The organism is Phreatobacter oligotrophus (assembly GCF_003046185.1).
Classification (GTDB): domain Bacteria; phylum Pseudomonadota; class Alphaproteobacteria; order Rhizobiales; family Phreatobacteraceae; genus Phreatobacter; species Phreatobacter oligotrophus.
The window spans coordinates 80190-101999 of sequence record NZ_PZZL01000002.1; the positions used below are offsets into that span (position 1 = coordinate 80190).

The window sequence follows — 21810 nt, forward strand, 5'->3', positions numbered from 1 at the left end:
GCTATAGCCCCTCACCCTTCCCTCTCCCCGCAAGCGGAGAGAGGGGGACCGTAACGTTCCGCTCGACGTGGGACCGTGGCGCCAAGCACGATCGTTGCTGATCAAAGCGCCGCGCTGTTGCCCCCTCTCCCCGCTCGCGGGGAGAGGGAAGGGTGAGGGGCAGACTGCGCACTCCCGATCAGACCCCACTCACCCGCCGACGTGGGCGCGGAAATCCTTGAGTGAGGCGAAGCGAGTCGTGCCCTCGGCCAGATCCGCCTCGATCGTGCCGTCGCCATAGAGACGGAACGGAATGCCGGCGATGACGCCTTCGCGCAGCAGGGGCGGCGTGGACGGTGCCGGCGGCGGAGGCGGTGCGGCCACCACGGGGTCGGGCCGGCTGGGAGACGCCTTCGGCTCGGCGAAGATGCCCTTGAGATCGTCCAGCAGCGAGGCGGCCGGGTCGGCCGGCGGCGCCTTCGGGGCCAGGATATCGTTGAGCTCGGGGAAGTCCTTGGCCAGCGCCGCCATGGCGTCGGGCGGGCGCACGTCGCGGGCGGGCGCCGGCGGCTCGGGCTCGATCCGCGGCGGCGCGACAGGCACAGGCTCGGGCGCGACGACCGGCGCCGGGGCAGCGGTCACCGGAGCCGGGGCCGGCGTGAGCGAGGCCTGGAGGGCGCGCTCGAGTTCCTCCTCGATCGACAGAACCGGCGAGGGCTTCGGCGCATGGCGCGCCTCATCCGCCGGCTCGGGCAGCCGCTCGCCGGTCGGGGCCGGCTGGGGCGGCGCCACCGGCCGTGCCAGCGTCTCGCGCAGGCGGGCCATGAAATCGTCGGTACCGATGACCGGATCGGGCTCCGCCGCCGGAGCTTGCGCCTTCTCGGCTTCGGCGTCAGCCGCGTCGTCGTCAGGCGTGTCGTCCTCCTCGGCATCGTCGGCGGCGACGGGCTCCGGCTCGCGATGGGGCGGCAGGACAAGAGGCTCGGGCTCCGGCGCGGCAGGCGCGCGGCCCTCGGCGGCAGCGCCGAGCAGGATGCGCTCCAGCGACGCCAGGTGATCCGGCGTCTCCTCGGCGGCGGCCGGCGAGGGAGCGAGATCGGCCTCGGCAGCCTTGACCTCGTCCTTGAGGTCCTCGACCGCATGGGCGAGGTCGTCATCGTCCTTGGTGGTGTCCGGCTCGGACTTGTCCGGCACGACGATGGCGGGAATGACCGGCTCGACCTTCACCGGCTCCAGAACCACGGGCTCGATGGCCACCGGTTCGGACGGAACGGGCTTTTCGGCGGAACGCTCCTCGATCGCGGGCTCGGAGCGGGCGGATGAGCCAAGGCTCGCGGCGAGCCCACCGGCGACGGCACCAGCCGCAACGCCCGCGGCGGCGACGCCGAAGGGCGCCTGGCCGGTAAGCGGCGGCAGGCCGAAGCTCTGGCGGCTGGGCGGGACCGGCGTCGGGGCGGGGGCGGGGGCCGGCACTGGGGCGGCAACGGGCTCGGAGGGGACAGGCGGGGCCGGCGGCGTGATGACGGGGGCCGCGGGCCGCGGCGGATCGGTCAGGCCAAGGTCGAGATCGGGCGGCAACGGTGCCATGGCCTCGACATCGCGCGGCAGGGGCGCCGGTGCGAGCGGCGCGGCGGAGACCTCGGTGCGGCGGCCTGCGGCCAGCGCATCGGCCACCAGATCAAGCCTCTGGCCGAGCCGGGCCACCTGGCCGGCCACGACCCCGAGCCCGAACAGGACGATGCCCGAGCCGGCAATGACCGCACCGACGATCATGACGGTGTTGCCGAGGCTGAGCAGCGCCGGGTCGGTGCCCCAATAGAGCGTTCCGGCGCCGATCAGCACCAGAATGCCCGCCACGACCTGAAGAATGAGGGCCATGGATCGTCCTTTCACCCCATGCGGGCTTCTCGAGGCCCGCTCCCGGTTACCGTTGAGCCGCCAAATAACGACCTATCCAAGGCAAGCCGACAGATTCCCGCAACTACACCACCACCCGTCGCGGGGGCAATTGCCGCGGAAAGCCGGCCAGCCTATGTGAGAGGGGTTGGTTCCAAGCGACCGCCCGCTCCCTCCCCGGGGGGCCGGCGGCCCCCATCAGGAGACGAGGTCATGGCCTTCACACTCGACGATCTTCCCTACGCCCACGATGCGCTCCAGCCCTACATGTCGAAGGAGACGCTCGAGTATCACCACGACAAGCATCACCTCGCCTACGTCAACAATGGCAACAACGCGATCAAGGGCACGGAGTTCGAGGGCAAGAGCCTCGAGGAGATCGTGAAGGGCTCGTTCGGCAAGAACGCCGCGATCTTCAACAATGCCGGCCAGCACTACAACCACATCCATTTCTGGAAGTGGATGAAGCCGAATGGCGGCGGCAAGATCCCCGGCGGCCTCGAGAAGGCGCTCGTCGATTCCTTCGGCTCGGTCGAGAAGGCCAAGGAGGACTTCATCCAGGGCGGCGTGACGCAGTTCGGCTCGGGCTGGACCTGGCTCGCCGTGCAGGGCGGCAAGATCGTCGTCCAGAAGACCCCGAACGGCGAGAGCCCGCTGGTCCATGGCGCTTCGCCGATCCTCGGCTGCGACGTGTGGGAGCATTCCTACTACATCGACTACCGCAACCGCCGTCCCGACTACCTGAAGGCCTTCGTCGAGCACCTGGTGAACTGGGAGTATGTCGACGAGATGTTCCAGAAGGCGACCGCCTGAGCGGCCCTGCGCCTCGTCAGGACATGTGGAAAACCCCGGCCATCCCGCCGGGGTTTTTTCGTTGGGGGGTGAGAGCCCGAGCCGCCAGGAGGCCGCAGGAACCACCGACCGTCATGACCGGGCTTGTCCCGGCCATCCACGAATTCTCGGCGTGCGGTGGTCAAGTCGTGGATGCCCGGCACAAGGCCGGGCATGACGCGGTTCCAGTGCGTGGGCGAGAGCGGTCTATGGCGCTCGTCGGGCCCAAAACCTCACGCGATCTCCGTCACGATCTTCCGCCGCACAGCCTCGGCGAAGGTGCGGTTCTGGTCCGCCACTTCCACGAAGGCACCTGGGCCGCCGATCACCGCCTCGCGATAGTAGTCCGGCAAGGGCTGGCCGGCGCGGGCCTGGACCGATCCGCCGGGCCGGAGGATGGCGAGGGCGTTGACCGTAATGCCCTTGGCCACCGCATCGTCGCGGGCCTCCTCGACCGGACGGCCGCCGATGTTCGGCCCGTCGCCTGAGACATCGATCACCCGCTTGAGGGCGCGAAAGCCGCTCGTCTCGATGTGGCGAACGCAGAAGTCGATGGCGGCGGAGATCGAATTGTAGCCGCGGGCCGCCCGTGGCCGCGCCACCAGTTCGGTGGCGAAGGCGCGGGCTGTCGCCACATCGCGGATCACCGTCCAGTCGACGATGACGTGCTGGGAGGTCGGCCCGCCCCATTCGGTGTAGATGACGGCAATGGCACCGTGGATGCCTCTGGCGATGACCGAGAGCACTTCCGGCGAGGCCAGGGCCTCGCCATAGCCCTCGCGCTGCAGGCGGAGCTCGTCATTGTCGATCGAGCCGGACCCGTCGGCAGCCAGCGCCAGCATGACGTCGACATCGACCGGGCGCTGGGCCATTGCGCCGGTAGGCAGAGCCGCAGCGGCGGCGAGGCCGAGCGCCAGGCGACGCGACAGGGTCCGATCGTCATGCGCCGCCATTGTCACCCTCCCCCGACACCACCGCCATGTTCAGATGGGGCGGCCGCCATGACCATCCACATCATCGTGAGGCGCGAAGGCTTCGTATAGGGTGCGCGTCCCGGCCCATGGCCGCCCCATCTTCCCGAGCATCGATGGCCCTTCTCATTCTCCTGTCCTTCGGGACGCTGATCGTCGGCTTCGGCGCCTTCGGGGCCATCGGCGTCATCACGCCGATGTCGCGCGACCTCGCCCTGACGCCGGTCGGCGCCGGCTGGATCATCAGCGCCTATGCGCTGGCCTATGCCATCGGCTCGCCTCTCGGTTCGTCGCTGACCGGACGGCTGGACCGGCGCAGCGTGCTCGTCACCGGCATGGCGTTGATCGCGGCGGGCGCTCTGCTGACCGCGAGCGCCGGCAATGCCACCGTGCTCTATGCCGGGAGGGTGGTGCTCGCCTGCGGGGCGGGGCTCTACACCCCGGCGGCGGCGGGCGTCGCCATGATGAGCGTGCCCGCGGAGCAGCGCGGACGGGCGCTGGCGACGATCTATGCGGGCCTGACGGTCTCGCAGGTGCTTGGCATCCCCACCGCCAGCGCGGTTGGCTACAGCCTCGGCTGGCCATGGATCTTCATCGCCATCGCGCTCGCGGCGCTGGCCATGGCGGCGGCGCTCATCATCCGCGTGCCGAAGACCATCCATGTCGCCCCGGCGAGCCTCGGCGATCTCGGCCGGGCGATGACCGAGCCGCGGCTGGCCCTGGCGGTGCTCGTCACGGTGACGGTGATGGGGGCGGCCTGGATCCCCTACACGTTCCTCGCGCCGATCATCGAGGCGAAGACGGGGGCCGATCCGCGCATCGTGGCGACGCTGCTCATCGTCTATGGCGTCGGCTCGGTCGCCGGCAATGCGCTCGGCGGCTATCTGGTAGACCGGATCGGCGCGGGCCGCACCCTGCTCATCTCCGCCTCAGGCCCCCTGCCCTGCATGGCCGCGCTCACCTTCCTGGACTGGGGCCCGGTGGGCGGCGCCGTCATCCTCTTCCTCTGGGCGATGATGGGCTGGACCATCGGCGTGTCGCAGCAGGCGCGGCTGGTCGCGCTCGCGCCCGAGCGGCTACAGGTTCTGCTCTCGCTGAATGCCGCCTGCATCTATGTCGGCGCGGCCTTCGGCTCGAGCATCGCCGGCTTCGCCAAGAGCTTCGGCGGCATCCCGGCCATCGGCGTGGCCGCGGTCGGGATCGGCCTGATCGGCCTTGCCCATGTGCTGGTGTCGCTGCGCCTCGGCGTGAAACCGCGGCCGCTTTAGGCGAGCTTGCCGCCCGTCACCGCCACGGCAAAGGCATAGGACCGGGCGACCTCGGCCAGCCGGTCGAAACGGCCGGCGGCGCCGCCATGGCCCGCATCCATGTTGGTGAGCAGCAGGACCGGGTTGGCGTCCGTCTTGGCAGCGCGCAGCCGCGCCACCCATTTCGCCGGCTCCCAATAGGTGACGCGGGGGTCGGAAACGCCGGCAAGCGCCAGGATCGGCGGATAGGCCTGCGCCGTGACGTTGTCATAGGGCGAATAGGCGAGCATCCGGCGGAAGGCCTCGGGGTCGGTGATGGGATTGCCCCATTCCAGCCATTCCGGCGGGGTGAGCGGCAGGGTGTCGTCGAGCATGGTGTTGACCACGTCGACAAAGGGCACCTCGGCGAGGATGCCGGCGAAGAGCTCGGGGCGCATGTTGGCGATGGCGCCCATCAGCATGCCGCCGGCCGAGCCGCCCTGGGCGACGATGCGCCCCTTGGCCGTGAGCCCCTGCGCGATCAGATGCTCGGCGGCGGCGATGAAGTCGGCGAAGGTGTTCGCCTTGAACTCGCGTTTTCCCGTCCGGTACCAGCGATAGCCCTTCTCCATGCCGCCGCGCACATGGGCGATGGCGTAGATGAAGCCGCGATCGACCAGCGACAGCCGCGCGGTGGAGAAGGAGGCCGGCAGCGAGTGGCCGTAGGAGCCATAGCCGTAGAGGAGCACCGGGGCCGACCCGTCGAGCGGGGTGTCGCGGTGATAGACGAGGGAGACCGGCACGGTCTCGCCGTCGGCGGCGGGCGCCAGAAGGCGGCGCGTCACATAGGCCGAGGCATCATGGCCGGAGGGCACCTCCTGCCGTTTGCGCAACACGCGCGTGCGGGCGCGCATGTCGTAGTCGAAGGTCTCCGACGGCGTCGTCATCGACGAATAGACGAAGCGCAGCGTGTCCGTGTCGAATTCGTAACCGGGCAGGATGCCGAGCGAATAGGCCTCCTCGTCGAAGGCGATGGCGTGCTCCTCGCCGCTCGTCAGGTTGCGGATGACGATGCGCGGCAGGGCGTTCTCGCGCTCGAGGCGAACGAGCCAGTCCTTCAGCACGGTGGCGGAGAGGACGAGCACGCCGGGACGGTGGGGGACGATCTCCTCCCAGTGCTCGCGGCCCGGCGTGGCGAGCGGCGTGGCGACGATGCGGTAGTCCTCGGCCTCGTCATTGGTGCGGATGAACAGCGTCTTCCGGCCGCGATAGTCCGGGTGATAGTCGGGATAGGCCTTGATCTCGCCGAGGCGCGGCAGGACGAGCCAGGGGGCCGCGACGGGATCGGTCAGGTCGAGCGCCCAGGTCTCGGTGGAATCGCTCTGCGAGCAGGAGATGAGCGCGAGGCCGCCGGCCGTCGCCTCGCCCATGCCGACGAAGACCGACGTGTCCTTCTCCTCGAAGACCAGCGCATCATCGGCGACAGGCTTGCCGATGACATGGCGGAAGATCCGCAAGGGGCGGTGATTGTCGTCGAGGCGGATGTAGTAGAGCGCCGAAGCATCGGTCGACCAGACAGCATCGCCGCCGGTCTCCTCGATCACATCGGCAAGGTCTTCGCCGGTGCCGAGATCACGGATGCGGAGGGTGAAGAACTCCGAGCCCTTGTCGTCGAAGCTCCAGGCGAGGCGGCCGTGGTCGGCGCTGTGGGCGGCGCCACCGAGGTCGAAGAAGGCCTTGCCGGCGGCCAGCGCGTCGCCGTCCAGCATGATCTGCTCGCCCGTCTCGCTCCCTCGCGGACGGCGGCAGACGATGGGGTGCTGGCCGCCCTCGCGGAAGCGGTCGTAGTATTCGAAGGGCCCATCGGCGACGGGAACGCCGGCATCATCCTCCTTGATCCGCCCGCGCATCTCCGCGACCATCGTGTCGATCAGGGGTTTGAGCGGCGCCAGCGCCTCCTCGGCATAGGCGTTCTCGGCCACCAGATGGGCGGTGATCTCCGCGGGCAGGACCGCCGGGTCGCGCAGCGCCTCCTGCCAGTTCGCCGCCCGCATCCAGCCGTAGTCATCGACCAGATCAACGCCGTGGACGGTTCGCGTCACCGGACGGCGCGCGGCGAGAGGCGCTGCGGAGGCGGGGGTCTTCAAGGTCATGCGGTCACCGGGTGAAAAGCCTGACTGGCAAGTGGGGGTCAAACATCACGAGGCAAGGGCCTCATGCAACCTGCCATGCGCGTCATGGTGAGGCAGGCGCCGGGGGGGCGCCACCGCCACATCTGTAACGCACCGTATCTTCGATGGCCGCGATTGGGTTGCAATATCTTCATCAATGCACGTTTTCAGACGTTCATCAGCCGAAATTGCCGCCAGACTTGCCGATCCACAACGATATTGTTCACCGATTTACTTCGATTTTTCCGATTGGCTCTTGCGTGACCTGCAGCAAGGCAGTATCTCGCCATCCTGACACTTCCGGTGCCTTGGCGATTCACCCAGGGGGGCGCTGGCCCGGTCTGTCATGAAAGCAATTGGGCACAACGCTCCTGTCGCGACGCCACGTTCATGCGTCGCCAGTTGAAGGATTTTCCCACGATGGCCGACTCGTCGACTGCCAACTACATCGAGCTCGCTGCCGATATCGTATCGGCCTATGTCAGCAACAACTCGGTTTCGGCCGGCGACCTTCCGGGTCTCATCAATAGCGTCCACAATGCCCTGCTGAACGTCACGTCCGGCAAGGTCGAGGCTCCGGCCGAGCCGCTGAAGCCGGTTGTTCCGGTGAAGAAGTCCATCACCCCGGACTACATCATCTGCCTCGAGGACGGTAAGAAGTTCAAGTCGCTGAAGCGCCACCTGCGCACCCAGTACAACCTGTCGCCCGAGGATTACCGCGAGAAGTGGGGCCTGCCGGCCGACTATCCGATGGTCGCCCCCAACTACGCCGCTGCCCGCTCGCAGCTCGCCAAGCAGATGGGTCTCGGCCAGCAGCGCCGCCGCAAGGGCCGCTGAGCCCTTCTCCCATCCCGGCCCATTCAGAAGGCGTCACCCGTCACCGGGTGGCGCCTTCGTCGTTTTCGGGTTCGGCTGGCGAGCCCGCCCCGCGGCCAGGAGCGCCAGGGCGCGCGACAGGACCCAGTGACGGGTGAAGTCATAGTCACCGCCGTGCATGCGCGCACGTTCCCGGCGCAGGGCAGCGGCCAGACGCGGCGCCGCGGACAGGCCCGATGGCTCCGATGCGAAGACCGCTTCCGCCGCCAGCAGTGCCTGGCACCGCCCGCGCGGTCCTCCGGCATCCACTGCACGCCAGCTCCTGATCCCGCACTGTCCACGCTTGCCCATGCCTTGCCCCTCCGGTTGGTGCGGGGCGCAAGGATTGGAGAGCAGGGTTCGATGGGGACAACTTTACCGCGATTTCTTCGCCGACATGGTTGAGGCCGCTTCCTAGGCCATTGAGATGTCGTCACTTTCCGGGTCGCAGACACGCTGCTGCCAGAAAAAGGAATAAAAACTTATTATCATCTCCCGTGTTCAGATTGAGGATTGCGGTCCTCAAAAGGGAGGTGCGGCATGCTGATGGTCGTCGGTGGAGGTTGCTGGGAGCATCACTCCGAGGCCGGGGATCCCGGGATCGACGTGGCCGTGGCTCTCGCGGCCTGGGTCGCGGGGGTGGAATCGGGCGCGCTGATGCGGACCACGCGGGGCAAGGCGCAGGTCGCCGCGGCCCGGCACCTCGCGATCTATCTGAGCCACGTCGCGCTCGGCCGCGACCTGTCGCACCTGTCACGCGCCTTCCGCCGCGACCGGGCCTCGCTGCGCCACGCCATCCGGCGGATCGAGGACGAACGCGACGACCCCGCCTTCGACCAGCGCCTGTCGCGGATCGAGGCCATCCTCCTGCCGCTGCGTGGCCCGGCGGAGGCGGCGCGATGACCGGCAGGACATCCGGGCGGGCGGGAAGCCACAGCGACGACGACCGCTTCCGCCGGGCGCGGCAGGAGCGGCTGACCCTGGAGACACCGGAAGGGCCGGTGGAGATCGACCTGACGGAGAGCCCGCTGCGCTGGCTGGCGAGCCGTCGCGATGCCTCCGGCCGGCCGTTCCTGCACGACCACGAGGTGGAGGCGGGCGAGCGCTTCCGCCGCGACGTGACGCTGGCAGGGCTCGTGCCGAAGCTCGGGATTGCCTGGGCGGCGCCGGTCTCGGGAGGCGGCCGCGGCGAGACCTACACGGAGGTGGTGCTGGCGGCCCGCCAGCGGCTCGATGCGGCGATCACGGCGGTGGGGCCGGATTTCGCCTCGCTGCTGCTGGATGTCTGCGGCTTCCTGAAAGGGCTCGAGACCGTGGAGCGCGAACGGGGCTGGCCGGCGCGCACCGCCAAGGTGGTGCTGAAGCTGGCGCTGTCGGCGCTCGCCCGGAGCTATGGCCTCGCGGAAGCGGCGGTGGGACCGGAACGCGGCCGCATCCGCGCCTGGTCCACACCGCCCGCCTGAACCGTCATGCGGCGAGCGCGTCGAGGATCCGCACCCAGGAGCGGATGCCCTTGTGGAACGAGGTGAGGTCGTACTTCTCGTTCGGCGAATGGACACGGTCGTCCTCGAGGCCGAAGCCGACTAGCAGCGTGTCGAGGCCGAGATCCTCCTTGAACGCGCCGACAATGGGGATGGAGCCGCCGGAGCCGATGGTCACGGCCTTGCGGCCCCATTCCGCCGTCAGCGCGCCCCGCGCCTTGGCGAGAACCGGCATGTCCCAGGGCAGGGCGATGGCGGCGCTGCCGCGCGAGCCGAAGAATTCGGCACGGCAATCGGCGGGAAGCTGGGCGCGGATATGGGCGCGGAAGGCGTCGCGCACCTTCACCGGGTCCTGCTTGCCGACCAGGCGCATCGTCACCTTGGCCCAGGCCTCCGAGGGGATCACGGTCTTCGATCCCTCGCCGGTATAGCCGCCCCAGATGCCGTTGATGTCGCAGGTCGGGCGCGAGGACACCATCTCGATCAGCAGGCGGTCCTTCTCGCCGATCGGGTGCTTCAGGCCGATGGCGCCGAGGAAATCCTCGGCCTTGAGGTCGAGGCCCTTCCAGTCCGCGAGGATGTCGGCCGGCAGGTCCTCGACGCCGTCATAGAAGCCGGGAATGGCGATGCGGCCATCCGGGCCGTGGATCGCGGCGATGGCCTTGGCGATCATGTGGATGGGGTTGGCGGCAGCGCCGCCATAGACGCCGGAATGAAGGTCGCGGTCGGCGGCGACCACCTTGAACTCGTCCACCACGATGCCGCGCAGCGAGGTGGTGATGGCCGGGGTTTCCTTGTCCCACATGCCGGTGTCGCAGACGAGGGCGATGTCGGCGGCCAGGTCCGCCTTGTTGGCGCGCACGAAGTCGAAGAGGTGCTTCGAGCCGCTCTCCTCCTCGCCCTCGATGAGCATGGTGATGCCGACGGGCAGCGAGCCGGTCACCGCCTTCCAGGCCCGGCAGGCCTCGACGAAGGTCATGACCTGCCCTTTGTCGTCGCAGGCGCCGCGGGCGACGATCCGCTTCGATCCGTCGGGCCCGGTGGCGATGCGCGGCTCGAAGGGCGGCGTCTCCCAGAGGTCGAGCGGGTCGACCGGCTGGACATCGTAATGGCCGTAGAAGAGCGCGTGCGGGCCGGCACCGCCCGGGCTCTTGGCCACCACGGCGGGATGGCCGCCGGTGGCGCGCGCCTCGGCGGCAAATCCCATGGTCGCAAGGTCGGCCTTCAGCCAGTCCGCCGCGGCCGCGCAATGGGCCGCATAGGCGCTGTCGGTCGAGACCGAGGGGATGCGGAGAAAGGCGAAGAGACGCTCCAGGCTCTGGTCGAGGCCGGCATCGACGGCGGCGAGAACCTGATCGACAGGGCGGGTCATGGCATGTCCGGGTGGCTGTTCGGGAGGCGCGAGGCTAGCAATCCGTCCCGGCCTTGCAAACGCCGATGGCGCGGGTTTGGCTCCCGGGCCGGCTCAATTGCCTTCTTCGGCCGGCGCGCCGCGCACCGAGGCATGGGCGCGGCCGATGCGGCGGACGCGCTGCATCAGCGCGCCGATGCGGCGATAGACCTGGCGCGGCGCGGCATCGACCGACATGACCGCGGCATAGCCGGCGGCGAGAGCCATGCGGGCGGCACTGCGGGACGTGCTGGGCAGTAGCAGCAGGCAGGGAATGCCGGCCTTCAGCGCCGCCTCGGGCGGCTCAGGCGGCAGGGGCAGGGCCGGCGGCGGCGTGATGCCGGTGGGCGGGGGCGAGGACACGACGAGGACGTCGACCTTGCCGCCCTCGATATGGACCGAGAGGGAGCCGACATCGGCGAGGCCGACAGCATGGACGATGCCGATATCCTTCAGGCTCTGGGCCGCGTCGGCCGCATCGACACCGTCGAGGCGAAGCACCACAACCCGCGCGTCCTGGATCTGCTTCCTGCCGGCCATCACACCATTCCCGATGCTCGCCGGGGGCCGGCCACGGTCGACCCTTGGGGGTCGGCGGTGGGGGGCCCGGCCGGCTCTCTGGGGCAGGGATAGCGTTACCGGATTAGGGACCTTCTACGAATTTCGCTGCAATTGATGCGATTGCCGCGCGAACTTGACCTACCGTCGCGTGAGGCCGCCGAGCACGCCGCGCATGATGGCGCGGCCGAGCTGGGTGCCGACGCTGCGGGCCACCGAGCTCGCCGCGTTCTTGATGATGACCTCGGTGGTCGACATCGGCGCGCGGCCCCGGCCCTTGCCGGCCGGTGCGCTGCCGCCGCCGGTGCCGAGAATGGAGCCGAGGATGCCGCCGAGCCCGCCCATGCCGCCGGTATCGGCCTGCTGGGCCTGCTGCTCGGCCTGGATCTTCTGCTCGGCCCGCTTCTTGAGGATCTCGTAGGCGGATTCGCTGTCGATCGCCTCGTCATACTTCCCCTTGAAGGGGCTCTTGGCGAGGATCTGCCGGCGCTCCTGTTCACTCACCGGGCCGATGCGCGCCACGGGCGGGGAGACCAGCGTCCGCTGGACGATGGAGGGCACGCCATTGCCTTCGAGGGTCGAGACCAGCGCCTCGCCCTTGCCGAGCTGGGTGATGACCTCTTCGGTGTTGAGGTCGGGATTCTGGCGGAAGGTGGTGGCCGCCGCCTTCACCGCCCGCTGGTCGCGCGGCGTGAAGGCACGCAGGGCGTGCTGCACGCGGTTGCCGAGCTGGGCGAGCACGGTCTCCGGCACGTCGAGCGGGTTCTGGGTGACGAAATAGACGCCGACGCCCTTGGAGCGGATGAGGCGCACCACCTGCTCGATCTTCTCGACCAGCGCCTTCGGTGCGTCGTTGAACAGGAGGTGGGCCTCGTCGAAGAAGAAGACCAGCTTCGGCTTGTCGACGTCGCCGACCTCGGGCAGCTCCTCGAACAGCTCGGAGAGGAGCCAGAGCAGGAAGGTGGCATACAGCTGCGGGCTCGCCATCAGCTTGTCGGCGGCGAGGAGGTTGATGGTGCCGCGGCCGTCGCGGTCGACCTTCATCAGGTCCTTCAGCGCCAGGGCCGGCTCGCCGAAGAACTTGGAGCCGCCCTGGTTCTCGAGGGTCAGCAGCTGGCGCTGAATGGCGCCGACCGAGGCCGGCGAGACATTGCCATAGGCCGCACGCAGCTCGTTCTGCAGCTCCTTGTTGGAGCCGAGCTCCTGCAGCAGGGCGCGCAGGTCCTTCAGGTCGAGCAGGGCAAGGCCGTTCTGGTCGGCATAGTGGAAGAGGATGTTGATGACCCCTTCCTGCGTGTCGTTGAGGTCCATCAGCCGCGACAGCAGCAGCGGACCCATTTCGGCGACGGTGGCGCGGATCGGATGGCCCTGCTCGCCGAACAGGTCCCAGAAGACCACGGGGAACTGGTCGGCATGCCAGTCGAGGCCGACCTGCTTGGCCCGCTCGGCGATGAAGGGCTTTTCCTCGCCCATGGCGGCGACGCCGGAGAGGTCGCCCTTGATGTCGGCGGCGAAGACCGGCACGCCGGCATTCGAGAAGCCCTCGGCAAGGACCTGCAGGGTCACCGTCTTGCCGGTGCCCGTGGCGCCGGTGATCAGGCCGTGGCGGTTGCCGAACCGGAGCGCCAGCCATTCCTGCTTGGTGCTCTTGCCGATGAGGAGGGCGTCGTCGGCCATGATCCGTCCTGTCCGCTGCGGGGCGATGCACCGGTTCTAGCAATGACGCAGGGGCATCGCCAAGCACCAAACCGGCGCGCCGGCCTGCGACAGGTCGGCCGCGCGGCCCCTGACGGGGCCTTGACGTGCATCAAGGCCGCCGATGCCGCTCGGCGCGATCCTCGCCCCACCCATCGGTGAGGAGAAGACCATGACCGAAACCATGTTCCTGAGCCTGGTGCTCTTCGTCTTCTGCGGCTTCGGGGCCGTGGTGGCCTGGGTCGACTATTCGACCAAGGACGTGCGCCCGCCGATCGCCGGCCCCGGCCCGGCCGAGTGAGCGGCGCGGCTCAGCCGCGCGCCCAGAGCGTCTCGACCAGCGTGCCCGCCCGCTCCTCGATGGCCTCGGCCGCCTTCAGGCAGAGGTCCTCGCGGTAGCGCGAGGCGATGAGCTGCACGCCGATGGGCGTGCCACCGAGGAGCCCGACCGGCACCACCGCGGCGGGCAGGCCGAGCACGTTGATCGCCGACATGAAGCGCAGGTCGTTCCAGAACAGGGAGCGGCCGCGCTCCGGACTTTCGAGGTCGGCGTTGAAGGACGGCGTCTTGCGCACCGAGAGCGGCGACAGGATCACCGGATACTCCTCCAGGAACAGCATCCAGTTGCGCAGCACGCGGGTGCGGCGGGCGATGGCCTTCATGTAGCCCTCGCGGTCGAGCACGGTGCTGGTGCCCTTCATCGACTCGATGGCGGTGATGAAATCGGCGCTGCCGTGCTGGCGCATGGTCGCCTCCTGCAGCACCGTCAGCTCGGTGAAGATCAGGTCGGACCAGAGCTTCCAGGTGCCGTCGAGATCGGGAAGCTCGACCTCGTGCACGTCGTAGCCGGCATTGGCGAGGTGGTCGGCCGCGGTGCGGACGAGCGAGATCACCTTGGTGTCGCCCTTCATGTCCCGCGGGATCTTGGCGAAGGCGACCTTGATCGGTCCCTTCAGCTTCGGACCCTTGAGCGGCGCGGGCACCCACCAGGGGTCGCGCGGATCGCGCATGGCCATTACCTCGAGGCCGAGGGCGACATCCTCCACCGAGCGGGCGATCGGACCCTGCGAGGACATGAACTGCGCCATGAGCGGGCGCTCGTCGCCCTTCAGCTGGGTCGGGTTGAAGGCGGGGATGCGCCCCTGGGTCGGCTTGATGGTGGCGACGCCGTTGCAGAAGGCCGGCCAGCGCAGCGAGCCGCCGATATCGTTGCCATGGGCGATGGCGCCGATGCCGGCTGCGACGGACGCGCCCGCACCACCCGAGGACCCGCCGCAGGTGATCTTCGGATCCCACGGGTTCAGCGTCAGCCCATGCAGCGGGTTGTCGGTGAAGCCGCGCATGGAGAATTCGGGCGTGTTGGTGAGGCCGATGATGATGGCGCCGGCCTTGCGCAGGTTCGCCGTCACGGCGGAATCGTCGGGGGCGATGTTGTCCTTGAAGGCGGGCACGCCGTTGGAATTGGCCTGGCCCTTGACGTCGAGGTTGATCTTGATGGTCACCGGCACGCCGTGCAGCGCGCCGATCTCCTCGCCGCTGGCGCGGGCCTTGTCCGCGGCCCGCGCCGCCTTGATCGCGTCCTTCGACAGGTCGACGACGACGGCATTGAGCTTCGGGTTCACCGCCTTCATGCGGTCGACATGGGAGTGGACGACCTCCTCCGCGGAGACCTTGCCCTTGCGGATCGCCCGCGCGGTCTTCACCGCGCTCCACTGCCAGATCGGTGCCTTGGCCACTGTCGTCGTCTCCGCATCTCAGGAGCGGCGATGGTGCGCGGGGATGGGGGCGCGAGGGAAGTGCCGGCAGCGGGGACAAGTCATGCGCGGAGCCACCACCTCGCGGCAGGCCCGGCACGGCGTCTTACCTCTCCCCGGCGGGGAGAGGTCGACGGGCGGAGCGAGGCGGGAGAGGGGGACCAGAGCAGTTGGCGTGCCCCCTCTCCCGGCCTTCGGCCGACCTCTCCCCGCCGGGGAGAGGTGAGCGGCAGCGGTCTCGCCTTACGGTGCTGCGCGTGTCGGGGGCCGCTCAGAGACCGATGACCCCGGCGATCTCCTCCACCGCCAGCATGGGCGCGAGGCGGCCCGCGGCGACATCGGCCTCGAGCGCCGGCAGGCGCGCTTTCAGCACCGGATCGCGCTTCAGCCGCTCGGCGACGCGCTCGTGCAGCATGGTCCACATCCAGCGCACGCCCTGCGCCCGGCGGCGGGCGGCGAAATCACCGGAGGCCTCGGTTTTCTGCCGATAGGCGACGATCTGCTCCCACAGGGCGTCGAGCCCCTGGTTGGCGAGGCCGGAAATGGTCAGAACGGGCGGCGACCAGACGCGCGAGCGCGGCGCCATGATGTGGAGCGCGGCGCGATATTCGGCCGCAGCCGCCTTGGCGCGCATGGCGCCGTCGCCATCCGCCTTGTTCACCGCGATGATGTCGGCGAGTTCCAGGATGCCCTTCTTGATGCCCTGCAGCTCGTCGCCGGCCCCGGGCAGCATGAGCACGAGGAAGAGGTCGGTCATGTCGGCGACGGCGGTCTCGGACTGGCCGACGCCCACCGTCTCCACAAGGATCACGTCGAAGCCGGCGGCCTCGCAGAGCAGCATGGTCTCGCGCGTCTTGGCGGCAACGCCGCCGAGCGTGCCGGAGGAGGGCGAGGGGCGCACATAGGCGCGCTCGTCGTTGACGAGGCGGGCCATGCGGGTCTTGTCGCCGAGGATCGAGCCGCCGGTGCGCGTCGAGGAGGGGTCGACCGCCAGCACCGCGACGCGGTGGCCGGCCGCGGTGAGGTTCGAGCCGAAGGTGTCGATGGTGGTCGATTTGCCGGCTCCCGGCACGCCGGTGATGCCGATGCGGATGGCGCGTCCCGTCTCGGGCAGCAGGATCTGGACGAGTTCGCGGGCGAGCGCCTGGTGCTCGGGCTTGGTCGATTCCACCAGGGTGATGGCGCGGGCCAGCACGGCGCGGTCGCCCGCCCGGATGGCGGCGGCAAGCTCGGCGGGATTGGCAGGGGCGCGCATGGAAGCGTGCTAGCAAAGCCACAGCCGGCTTGCGAGCGATTCGGCGCCCTCCCCTGCCCTCCCTTTCGCCCCATTGCGGCCACGGGCCACCGCTACCCGCGGGTCATCGGGTCCGGTCGCCCTCCGGCCCTCAACCTTTCCTCAACCCGGCGGCGGCATTGCTCTGCCCCTCCTCCTCACCTGGATGTCTCGCGCTCCCGCGCCGCCCCCGCCATGCCCCTGCAGTCCCAGCCGCTCCGTTCCCCTCCCGTCCTGCGCCTCGCGGCCCTCGCCGCAGCGGCGCTGGCGCTTGGCGGCTGCCTTGGGCCGAGCCTGTCGGGCATCACCGGCTCGGTGAGCGCGCTGACCGCACCTGCGGCCCAGCCGGTGGCGACGCCGGTCTTCGTTACCTCGACGCGGCCGGCCTTTGTCGGCGACCGGCTCGGCGCCCCCTCGGCGGAGCGCGCCCGGTTCTACCGCCAGGTCGTCAGCATGCCGCCCGGCCGCGCGACGGGCTCCATCCCCCGGCCGCAGATCACCTCCGAGAACCCGCGGCGCCACGCCGTCCTCACGGATCGCGAGGCCCTCACCCCCGATGCCTTCCGCCGGGAGGTGGGCGAGGCCGTTGCGGCCAAGCCCTTCGACCAGCGCGACGTGCTGGTCTATGTGCACGGCTTCAACACCGACTATGACGAGGCGGCCTTCCGCATCGTGCAGGTGGCGGCCGATGGCGGCTTCCGCGGCACGCAGGTGCTATTCACCTGGCCGAGCTATCGCCGCGTGCTCGCCTATTCCGGCGACCGGGAGGTTGCCACCGCCTCGCGCGACGCACTGGAAAAGCTGCTCTCGGACCTCGGCCGCACGCCGGGCGTCGGCCGCATCCACATCCTCGCCCATTCCATGGGCGCCTTCCTCACCATGGAGGCGCTGCGCCAGGCCTCCATCGCCGGCAATGGCGAACTCGGCGGCCGGCTTGGCGAGGTGATCCTTGCCGCGCCCGATCTCGACGTCGAGGTGTTCCGCCAGCAGATGGCGCGGATTTCGCGGCCCTCGCGGGTCTCGCTCTTCGTGCAGGCCGACGACCGGGCGCTTGCCGCCTCCTCCACCGTCGCCTGGGACCGCCAGAGGGTCGGGGCGCTCGACGTGCGCAATCCCCAGCACCGGCAGGTCATCTCCTCGCTCGGCGTGCGCGTCTTCACCATGAGCGCGACCGGCTGGACCGACCTCGTCCGTCACGGCACCTTCGCCGAGGCGCCCGAGATCGTGCGGCTGATCGGCGGCAAGATCAGCCAGCCGCCGGTGATCGAGGATTCGCTGCCGCAGGTGGCGGAAGCCCCGCCCCTGCCCTCGGAATTGCGGGCGCCGCAGGAGCAGGCGCCGATGGCTGGCCAGCCGGAGAGCGCGCGGTCGGTGACGAGCGAGCCCCTGCCCAGCGCGGCTCCGCCGGTCCCTGCCGCCGACTAGGGCGCCGGCCCCGGACCCGCGAGAATCAGGCGTTCCAGTTCGGCGGGCGCATCGACGATCGCCGTGGGATGTGCCGCCTCCAGCGCCTCGCGGCGGGACAAGCCCCATGACACGGCGATGCTGGCGATCCCTGCCTCGCGGGCGGCGGTGACGTCACGCTCCTCGTCGCCGATGGCAACCGTCTGTTCCGGCGCGACCCGGTGACGGCGCATGAGGCCGTGAAACTTCGGCGCCTTGCCGAAGAGCGAGGCGCCGCAGGCAAAATCGACGACGAGCTCGGCCGCTGGCCCGAGAATGCGCTCGATGGTCGATCGGCTGTTGGAACTGGCGATGGCGACGATGACGCCCGCACCGCGCAGGCGGTCCAGATGAGCCGCCGCGAAGGGGAAGAGCGGGATCTTGGCCGCGTTCTCGGCGGCGAGACGGCGGAAGTCGGCGACAATGAACGGCAGTTTCCACAGCGGGACGCCAAGCGCCTGGATGATCTCGTGGTTCGGCCTGCCGCGCAGATGCTCTCGCTCGGCATCGTCGATGACGCGGTAGCCGTGGCGGCGGGCCATGTCGTTCATGACGCCGAAGCCCCATTCGGCGCTGTCGGCGAGGGTCCCGTCGAAGTCGAAGATCGCAAGGCGGTAAGCCGGCATACCTCCCGGCTACCAGCCGGGGGCTGTGCGGTCAAACAGGCCACGGTTGTGGAGGCGCGTCAGGTGGCCGCGCCGACGAGGATGCGGGCTGCCGCGCTCACCGCGGCGAGGGCCGTGAACAGCGCGGCCCGGGCATTCAGGATCTGGGTTCGGTTCAAGGCGGTGACGATGCGGTTGATGTCGCCGGCATCGAGTTCCTCGGTCCGGCTGATGCGCCGGACGCGCTGCCCGCTCGCCACCCACCAGAACCAGGCCGAGAGGCAGGCCGCGAGGGCGATCATGAGGTCGAGGATGAGATTGAGCGTGGCGAGCATGGGGGTCCGGCTTGGCCCGCGCACCAGTGCCGCAGGGCGGCGCGCCGGGCAAGCCTTCGGCCCGCCCGGCGAAAGGTTTCATGCGGCGGCGGCGGTCGCCTGCGGGCGCTTCTTGTAGAGCCAGACGGCAAGCGGCCAGACCAGCAGGCCGATGGTGATCGCGGCGAGGGTCGCCGACACCGGACGGGCGAAGAAGGGCAGCAGCGAGCCGTCCGACTTGATGAGCGAGGTGATGAAGTGGGTCTCCACCATGTTGCCCATGACGATGCCGAGCACGAGGGCCGCGACCGGGAAGCCGTTCTTCTCCATGAGGTAGCCGATGCAGCCGAAGGCGGCGACGGTGATGACGAGGAACAGGTTGTTGCCGGTGGCGAAGGACCCGACGGCGCAGAGCAGCACGATCACCGGCATGATCGCCGAGCGCTTGGCCTTCAGGATGAAGGTGGCGAGGCGGATCATGATGATGCCGAGCGGGATCATGATGATGTTGCCCAGCATGAAGATGATGTAGAGCGCGTACATGCTCGACGCCTTCTCGGTGAAGAGCGTCGGGCCGGGATTGAGGCCCTTCATGTAGAGCACGCCGATGGCGATGGCGGTGATGGTGTCGCCGGGGATGCCGAAGAGCAGCGATGGCACCCAGCCCGAGGCGAGCGAGGCGTTGTTGGACGCGCCCGCCTCGATCAGCCCTTCCGGGTGGCCCGTTCCGAACTTCTCCGGCGTCTTCGAGAAGCGCTTGGCCATGGCGTAGGAGACCCAGGCCGCCATGTCGGCGCCGGCGCCCGGCAGCACGCCGATGATGATGCCAACGATGTTCCCGCGCGCTTGCTGCTTGGGATATTCCTTGGTCAGCTTCCATTGCCCCGCGAGGATCGAGCCGAACTTGCGCCGCGCGAGCTGCGGCGGCTCCGGCACCGACATGGCGCGCATGACCTCGGCGACCGCAAAACAGCCGACGAGGGCGGGGATCACCTCGATGCCGCCGAGAAGGTCGGTCATGCCGAAGGTGAAGCGGGGCGTCCCGGCCGGGTTCTCGATGCCGACGCAGGCGATGAGCAGGCCGAGCAGCATGGCGGCGATGGCCTTCACCGGCGAGGATCGGGCGACGACGGTCGCGCACATCAGGCCGAGGAAGGCGAGCCAGAAATATTCGAAGGTCGAGAAGGATAGCGCGAACTCCGCCAGGAGCGGCGCCATGATGATGAGCGAGAGCGTGCCGAAAACGCCGCCGAGCGCCGAGAACCACAGGCAGATGCCGAGCGCCAGCTCAGGCTGGCCCTTGCGGGTCATGGCATAGGCCTCGTCCGTATAGGCGGCCGAGGCGGGGGTGCCGGGGATGCGCAGGAGGCAGCCGGGAATGTCGCCGGAGAAGATCGCCATGGCCGAGGCGGTGATGATCGTGGCGATGGCGGCGATGGGCGACAGGTAGAAGGTGACCGGCACGAGCAGCGCCGTCGCCATGGTGGCCGACAGGCCGGGCAGCGAGCCGACGACCAGGCCGTAGATGGCGGAGAGCAGGATGGCCAGCAGCACGTCGGGTGCCAGCACCATCTGCCAGGCTTCGATGAAGGTGCTCATGTCGGCCTACCAGGGCATCGGGAGAAGGCCGGGCGGCAGCGGCACGCGCAGCAGCTTGGCGAAGATCAGGTGGACCGCGGGCGGGGCGCAGAGGGCGAGGATGAGCGCGGAACGCCAGGTGCCGCCGAGCGCGAAGCAGGTGGTCGCGACCATCACCGCGGCGGTCGGGATGAAGCCGAGATGGTCGACCGTGAAGGCGTAGAAGAGCAGGAGCAGCGGCGGCACCAGCGTCTTCAGCGCGCCATGGGCCACGGGCGGGGCAGCGTCGGCGGGGACATGGGCGCCGTCCTCGGAGGCCACGACCTCCTCGGGCTCCTCGAAGGAGGCGCCGATGCCGATGGCGATGGCGATGCCGCAGAGGACGAGGCCGATGCCGATCACCATCGGGAAGACGTTGGGGCCGACCTGCTGGCCGGGAACGGGCGGCAGCAGCGAGCCGCCATAGGCGGCGGCGGCTCCCAGCACGGCGATGCCGATGCCGGTGACGCGGTTCGGGATATGCATGGGATTGGACCTTGGGCGCGCGGACCCGCGGAGACCGCGGGTCCTGCCGATGGATGCGAGGTCAGGCCTGGCGGGCGAGGCCCGCGGCCTTCATGGCAACGCCCATGGCGGCGTCACCCTCGGCCATGAACTTGGCGAAGCCTGCGCCGTCGGCCCATTTCACGCCGAAGCCGCGGGCCGCCATGAAGTCCGTGAATTCCTTGGACTCGTTGATCTTCTTGAGCACCGAGACGAAGCGCTCGGTGATCGGCGCCGGCAGGCCCTTGGGCGCGGCGATGCCGCGCCAGGCGCCGACGGAGTAGTCGACGCCGATGGCCTCCTTCAGCGTCGGCACGTTCGGGAACTGCGGGTTGCGGGCCGCGGCCATGATGGCCAGCGACTTGGCGCGACCGGCGTCCAGCATGGCCTTGGCCTCGGGGACCGAGCAGGTGACGATGTCGATGCCGCCGGCGGCGAGGTCCTGCATGGCCGGGGCGGCGCCGTTCGAAGGCACCCACGGCACGGCGCTGGCCGGCAGGCCCATGGCGCCGAGCCAGCCGACGAGGGCGAGATGCCAGATGCCGCCCTGGCCGGTGCCGGAGGCCTTGAACTTGCCCGGGTTCGCCTTGATCGCATCGGCCAGAGCCTTGAGATCGGCGAAGGGGCTGGAGGCCGAGACCTGCACGCCCGGCGGGTCCTCGTTCATCAGCGCCAGCGGCGTGTAGCTGTCGTGCTTGAGCTGGGTCAGGCCCTGCCAGTGCATCATGGTGATTTCCACCGTCACCATGCCGATCGTGTAGCCATCGGCCGCACCGGTCGCGATGGCGGAATGGCCGACGACGCCGGAGCCGCCGGTGCGGTTCACGACGTTCACCGGCTGGCCGAACTCGCGCTCCATAAGCGAGCCGACGATGCGGGCGGTGGCGTCCGTGCCGCCGCCGGCGCCCCAGGGCACGACGAGGGTGATCGGGCGGGCGGGGAAGGCCTGGGCGAGAGCGGGGGCCGAGAGCTGCGATGCGAGGCCGAGGCCGGCAGCGCCGGCCATGAGATGACGACGGCTGAGTTCAGTCATGGTGATCCTCCCTTGATCCATCGGCCGGTTGATCCGGCTCGTGTCTGGTATGGAAGGCTGCACCGGAATGGAGGGCGTTTCAACCGTTTCGAACGGTGGTGCGATGGTGCGCACAGGAGGGTTGCGGCTGCAGACAAGCCACTAGAACACCCCGATTGAACCTCGAGGCGTCACGCGTTACGGTTCACACTTGCGAAGGGGCATGCGATGGCCG

20 protein-coding genes are annotated in these 21810 nt (G+C 69.5%); 7 read left to right on the forward strand and 13 right to left on the reverse strand.

The features are described from left to right. Positions 1–189: 189 nt before the first annotated feature. On the reverse strand, positions 190–1857 hold the full coding sequence (locus C8P69_RS04320) for a hypothetical protein (RefSeq protein ID WP_108174652.1): 1668 nt from the start codon (positions 1855–1857) through the stop codon (positions 190–192). Positions 1858–2088: 231 nt separating this feature from the next. On the opposite strand from C8P69_RS04320, the gene C8P69_RS04325 reads away from it, so the two are divergent. Continuing rightward, positions 2089–2688 (forward strand): superoxide dismutase, encoded by a 600-nt coding sequence (locus C8P69_RS04325; RefSeq protein WP_108174653.1) that lies wholly within the window; start codon positions 2089–2091, stop codon positions 2686–2688. A 251-nt stretch (positions 2689–2939) separates the two neighbouring features. On the opposite strand, the gene C8P69_RS04335 is transcribed toward C8P69_RS04325, so the two are convergent. Further along, a complete protein-coding gene (locus C8P69_RS04335; protein WP_245901864.1) occupies positions 2940–3659 on the reverse strand; it encodes a DUF1194 domain-containing protein in 720 nt (239 codons plus the stop codon). Positions 3660–3793: 134 nt separating this feature from the next. On the opposite strand from C8P69_RS04335, the gene C8P69_RS04340 reads away from it, so the two are divergent. Beyond that, complete coding sequence (locus tag C8P69_RS04340; protein WP_170118116.1) at positions 3794–4945, forward strand: MFS transporter; 1152 nt, start codon at positions 3794–3796, stop codon at positions 4943–4945. On the opposite strand, the gene C8P69_RS04345 is transcribed toward C8P69_RS04340, so the two are convergent. Further along, on the reverse strand, positions 4942–7056 hold the full coding sequence (locus C8P69_RS04345) for a S9 family peptidase (RefSeq protein WP_108174656.1): 2115 nt from the start codon (positions 7054–7056) through the stop codon (positions 4942–4944). The genes C8P69_RS04340 and C8P69_RS04345 overlap by 4 nt on opposite strands. Positions 7057–7494: 438 nt before the next feature. On the opposite strand from C8P69_RS04345, the gene C8P69_RS04350 reads away from it, so the two are divergent. From C8P69_RS04350 to C8P69_RS04360, 3 genes are all read left to right on the forward strand, one after another. Continuing rightward, positions 7495–7911, forward strand: coding sequence for a Ros/MucR family transcriptional regulator (locus C8P69_RS04350; RefSeq protein WP_108174657.1), 417 nt, complete (start codon positions 7495–7497; stop codon positions 7909–7911). A gap of 558 nt (positions 7912–8469) precedes the next feature. Further along, complete coding sequence (locus C8P69_RS04355) at positions 8470–8832, forward strand: chromosomal replication initiator DnaA (RefSeq protein ID WP_170118117.1); 363 nt, start codon at positions 8470–8472, stop codon at positions 8830–8832. After that, positions 8829–9392, forward strand: a complete 564-nt coding sequence (locus C8P69_RS04360) for a DUF6456 domain-containing protein (protein ID WP_245901865.1) — start codon at positions 8829–8831, stop codon at positions 9390–9392. Before C8P69_RS04355 ends, C8P69_RS04360 begins: the two co-directional genes overlap by 4 nt. Positions 9393–9396: 4 nt before the next feature. On the opposite strand, the gene C8P69_RS04365 is transcribed toward C8P69_RS04360, so the two are convergent. The 3 genes from C8P69_RS04365 to C8P69_RS04375 form a co-directional block, all read right to left on the reverse strand. Beyond that, positions 9397–10782 carry a M20/M25/M40 family metallo-hydrolase gene (locus tag C8P69_RS04365; protein WP_108174658.1) on the reverse strand — a complete coding sequence of 462 codons (1386 nt, stop codon included), beginning with the start codon at positions 10780–10782 and terminating at the stop codon, positions 9397–9399. A 93-nt stretch (positions 10783–10875) separates the two neighbouring features. Then, a complete protein-coding gene (locus C8P69_RS04370; RefSeq protein ID WP_108174659.1) occupies positions 10876–11340 on the reverse strand; it encodes a hypothetical protein in 465 nt (154 codons plus the stop codon). 159 nt (positions 11341–11499) lie between these two features. Further along, positions 11500–13035 (reverse strand): helicase HerA-like C-terminal domain-containing protein, encoded by a 1536-nt coding sequence (locus C8P69_RS04375; RefSeq protein ID WP_108174660.1) that lies wholly within the window; start codon positions 13033–13035, stop codon positions 11500–11502. Between the two features lie 190 nt (positions 13036–13225). Between C8P69_RS04375 and C8P69_RS24410 the strand changes: the two genes are divergently transcribed. After that, a complete protein-coding gene (locus C8P69_RS24410; protein ID WP_273509785.1) occupies positions 13226–13354 on the forward strand; it encodes a hypothetical protein in 129 nt (42 codons plus the stop codon). Between the two features lie 10 nt (positions 13355–13364). Here the strand turns inward: C8P69_RS24410 and C8P69_RS04380 are convergent, their stop codons facing one another. Beyond that, a complete protein-coding gene (locus C8P69_RS04380) occupies positions 13365–14789 on the reverse strand; it encodes an amidase family protein (protein ID WP_108174661.1) in 1425 nt (474 codons plus the stop codon). Positions 14790–15078: 289 nt separating this feature from the next. After that, complete coding sequence (gene meaB / locus C8P69_RS04385; protein ID WP_108174662.1) at positions 15079–16062, reverse strand: methylmalonyl Co-A mutase-associated GTPase MeaB; 984 nt, start codon at positions 16060–16062, stop codon at positions 15079–15081. A 213-nt stretch (positions 16063–16275) separates the two neighbouring features. Between meaB and C8P69_RS04390 the strand changes: the two genes are divergently transcribed. Next, a complete protein-coding gene (locus C8P69_RS04390) occupies positions 16276–17505 on the forward strand; it encodes an alpha/beta hydrolase (RefSeq protein WP_108174663.1) in 1230 nt (409 codons plus the stop codon). On the opposite strand, the gene C8P69_RS04395 is transcribed toward C8P69_RS04390, so the two are convergent. The 5 genes from C8P69_RS04395 to C8P69_RS04420 all read right to left on the reverse strand — a co-directional run bounded on the left by C8P69_RS04395 (position 17502) and on the right by C8P69_RS04420 (position 21596). After that, entirely contained in the window at positions 17502–18149 is a 648-nt protein-coding gene (locus C8P69_RS04395; protein ID WP_108174664.1) for an HAD hydrolase-like protein, read from the reverse strand. The two genes, C8P69_RS04390 and C8P69_RS04395, sit on opposite strands and share 4 nt — an antisense overlap. Before the next feature lie 59 nt (positions 18150–18208). Beyond that, positions 18209–18463, reverse strand: coding sequence for a hypothetical protein (locus C8P69_RS04405; RefSeq protein ID WP_108174665.1), 255 nt, complete (start codon positions 18461–18463; stop codon positions 18209–18211). A gap of 78 nt (positions 18464–18541) precedes the next feature. Then, positions 18542–20014 (reverse strand): tripartite tricarboxylate transporter permease, encoded by a 1473-nt coding sequence (locus tag C8P69_RS04410; protein WP_425440742.1) that lies wholly within the window; start codon positions 20012–20014, stop codon positions 18542–18544. A 33-nt stretch (positions 20015–20047) separates the two neighbouring features. After that, positions 20048–20545, reverse strand: coding sequence for a tripartite tricarboxylate transporter TctB family protein (locus tag C8P69_RS04415; RefSeq protein ID WP_108174667.1), 498 nt, complete (start codon positions 20543–20545; stop codon positions 20048–20050). Between the two features lie 61 nt (positions 20546–20606). Next, complete coding sequence (locus tag C8P69_RS04420) at positions 20607–21596, reverse strand: Bug family tripartite tricarboxylate transporter substrate binding protein (protein ID WP_108174668.1); 990 nt, start codon at positions 21594–21596, stop codon at positions 20607–20609. Between the last annotated feature and the right edge of the window lie 214 nt (positions 21597–21810).

Coding starts and splice junctions, on each gene's coding strand:
- C8P69_RS04335 (WP_245901864.1), bottom strand. CDS start 3,659: ATGGCGGCGCATGACGATCGGACCCTGTCGCGTCGCCTGGCGCTCGGC.
- C8P69_RS04370 (WP_108174659.1), bottom strand. CDS start 11,340: ATGGCCGGCAGGAAGCAGATCCAGGACGCGCGGGTTGTGGTGCTTCGC.
- C8P69_RS04360 (WP_245901865.1), top strand. CDS start 8,829: ATGACCGGCAGGACATCCGGGCGGGCGGGAAGCCACAGCGACGACGAC.
- C8P69_RS04365 (WP_108174658.1), bottom strand. CDS start 10,782: ATGACCCGCCCTGTCGATCAGGTTCTCGCCGCCGTCGATGCCGGCCTC.
- C8P69_RS04420 (WP_108174668.1), bottom strand. CDS start 21,596: ATGACTGAACTCAGCCGTCGTCATCTCATGGCCGGCGCTGCCGGCCTC.
- C8P69_RS04415 (WP_108174667.1), bottom strand. CDS start 20,545: ATGCATATCCCGAACCGCGTCACCGGCATCGGCATCGCCGTGCTGGGA.
- meaB (WP_108174662.1), bottom strand. CDS start 16,062: ATGCGCGCCCCTGCCAATCCCGCCGAGCTTGCCGCCGCCATCCGGGCG.
- C8P69_RS04390 (WP_108174663.1), top strand. CDS start 16,276: ATGCCCCTGCAGTCCCAGCCGCTCCGTTCCCCTCCCGTCCTGCGCCTC.
- C8P69_RS04395 (WP_108174664.1), bottom strand. CDS start 18,149: ATGCCGGCTTACCGCCTTGCGATCTTCGACTTCGACGGGACCCTCGCC.
- C8P69_RS04345 (WP_108174656.1), bottom strand. CDS start 7,056: ATGACCTTGAAGACCCCCGCCTCCGCAGCGCCTCTCGCCGCGCGCCGT.
- C8P69_RS04320 (WP_108174652.1), bottom strand. CDS start 1,857: ATGGCCCTCATTCTTCAGGTCGTGGCGGGCATTCTGGTGCTGATCGGC.
- C8P69_RS04375 (WP_108174660.1), bottom strand. CDS start 13,035: ATGGCCGACGACGCCCTCCTCATCGGCAAGAGCACCAAGCAGGAATGG.
- C8P69_RS04355 (WP_170118117.1), top strand. CDS start 8,470: ATGCTGATGGTCGTCGGTGGAGGTTGCTGGGAGCATCACTCCGAGGCC.
- C8P69_RS04340 (WP_170118116.1), top strand. CDS start 3,794: ATGGCCCTTCTCATTCTCCTGTCCTTCGGGACGCTGATCGTCGGCTTC.
- C8P69_RS04410 (WP_425440742.1), bottom strand. CDS start 20,014: ATGGTGCTGGCACCCGACGTGCTGCTGGCCATCCTGCTCTCCGCCATC.
- C8P69_RS04350 (WP_108174657.1), top strand. CDS start 7,495: ATGGCCGACTCGTCGACTGCCAACTACATCGAGCTCGCTGCCGATATC.
- C8P69_RS04405 (WP_108174665.1), bottom strand. CDS start 18,463: ATGCTCGCCACGCTCAATCTCATCCTCGACCTCATGATCGCCCTCGCG.
- C8P69_RS04325 (WP_108174653.1), top strand. CDS start 2,089: ATGGCCTTCACACTCGACGATCTTCCCTACGCCCACGATGCGCTCCAG.
- C8P69_RS24410 (WP_273509785.1), top strand. CDS start 13,226: ATGACCGAAACCATGTTCCTGAGCCTGGTGCTCTTCGTCTTCTGCGGC.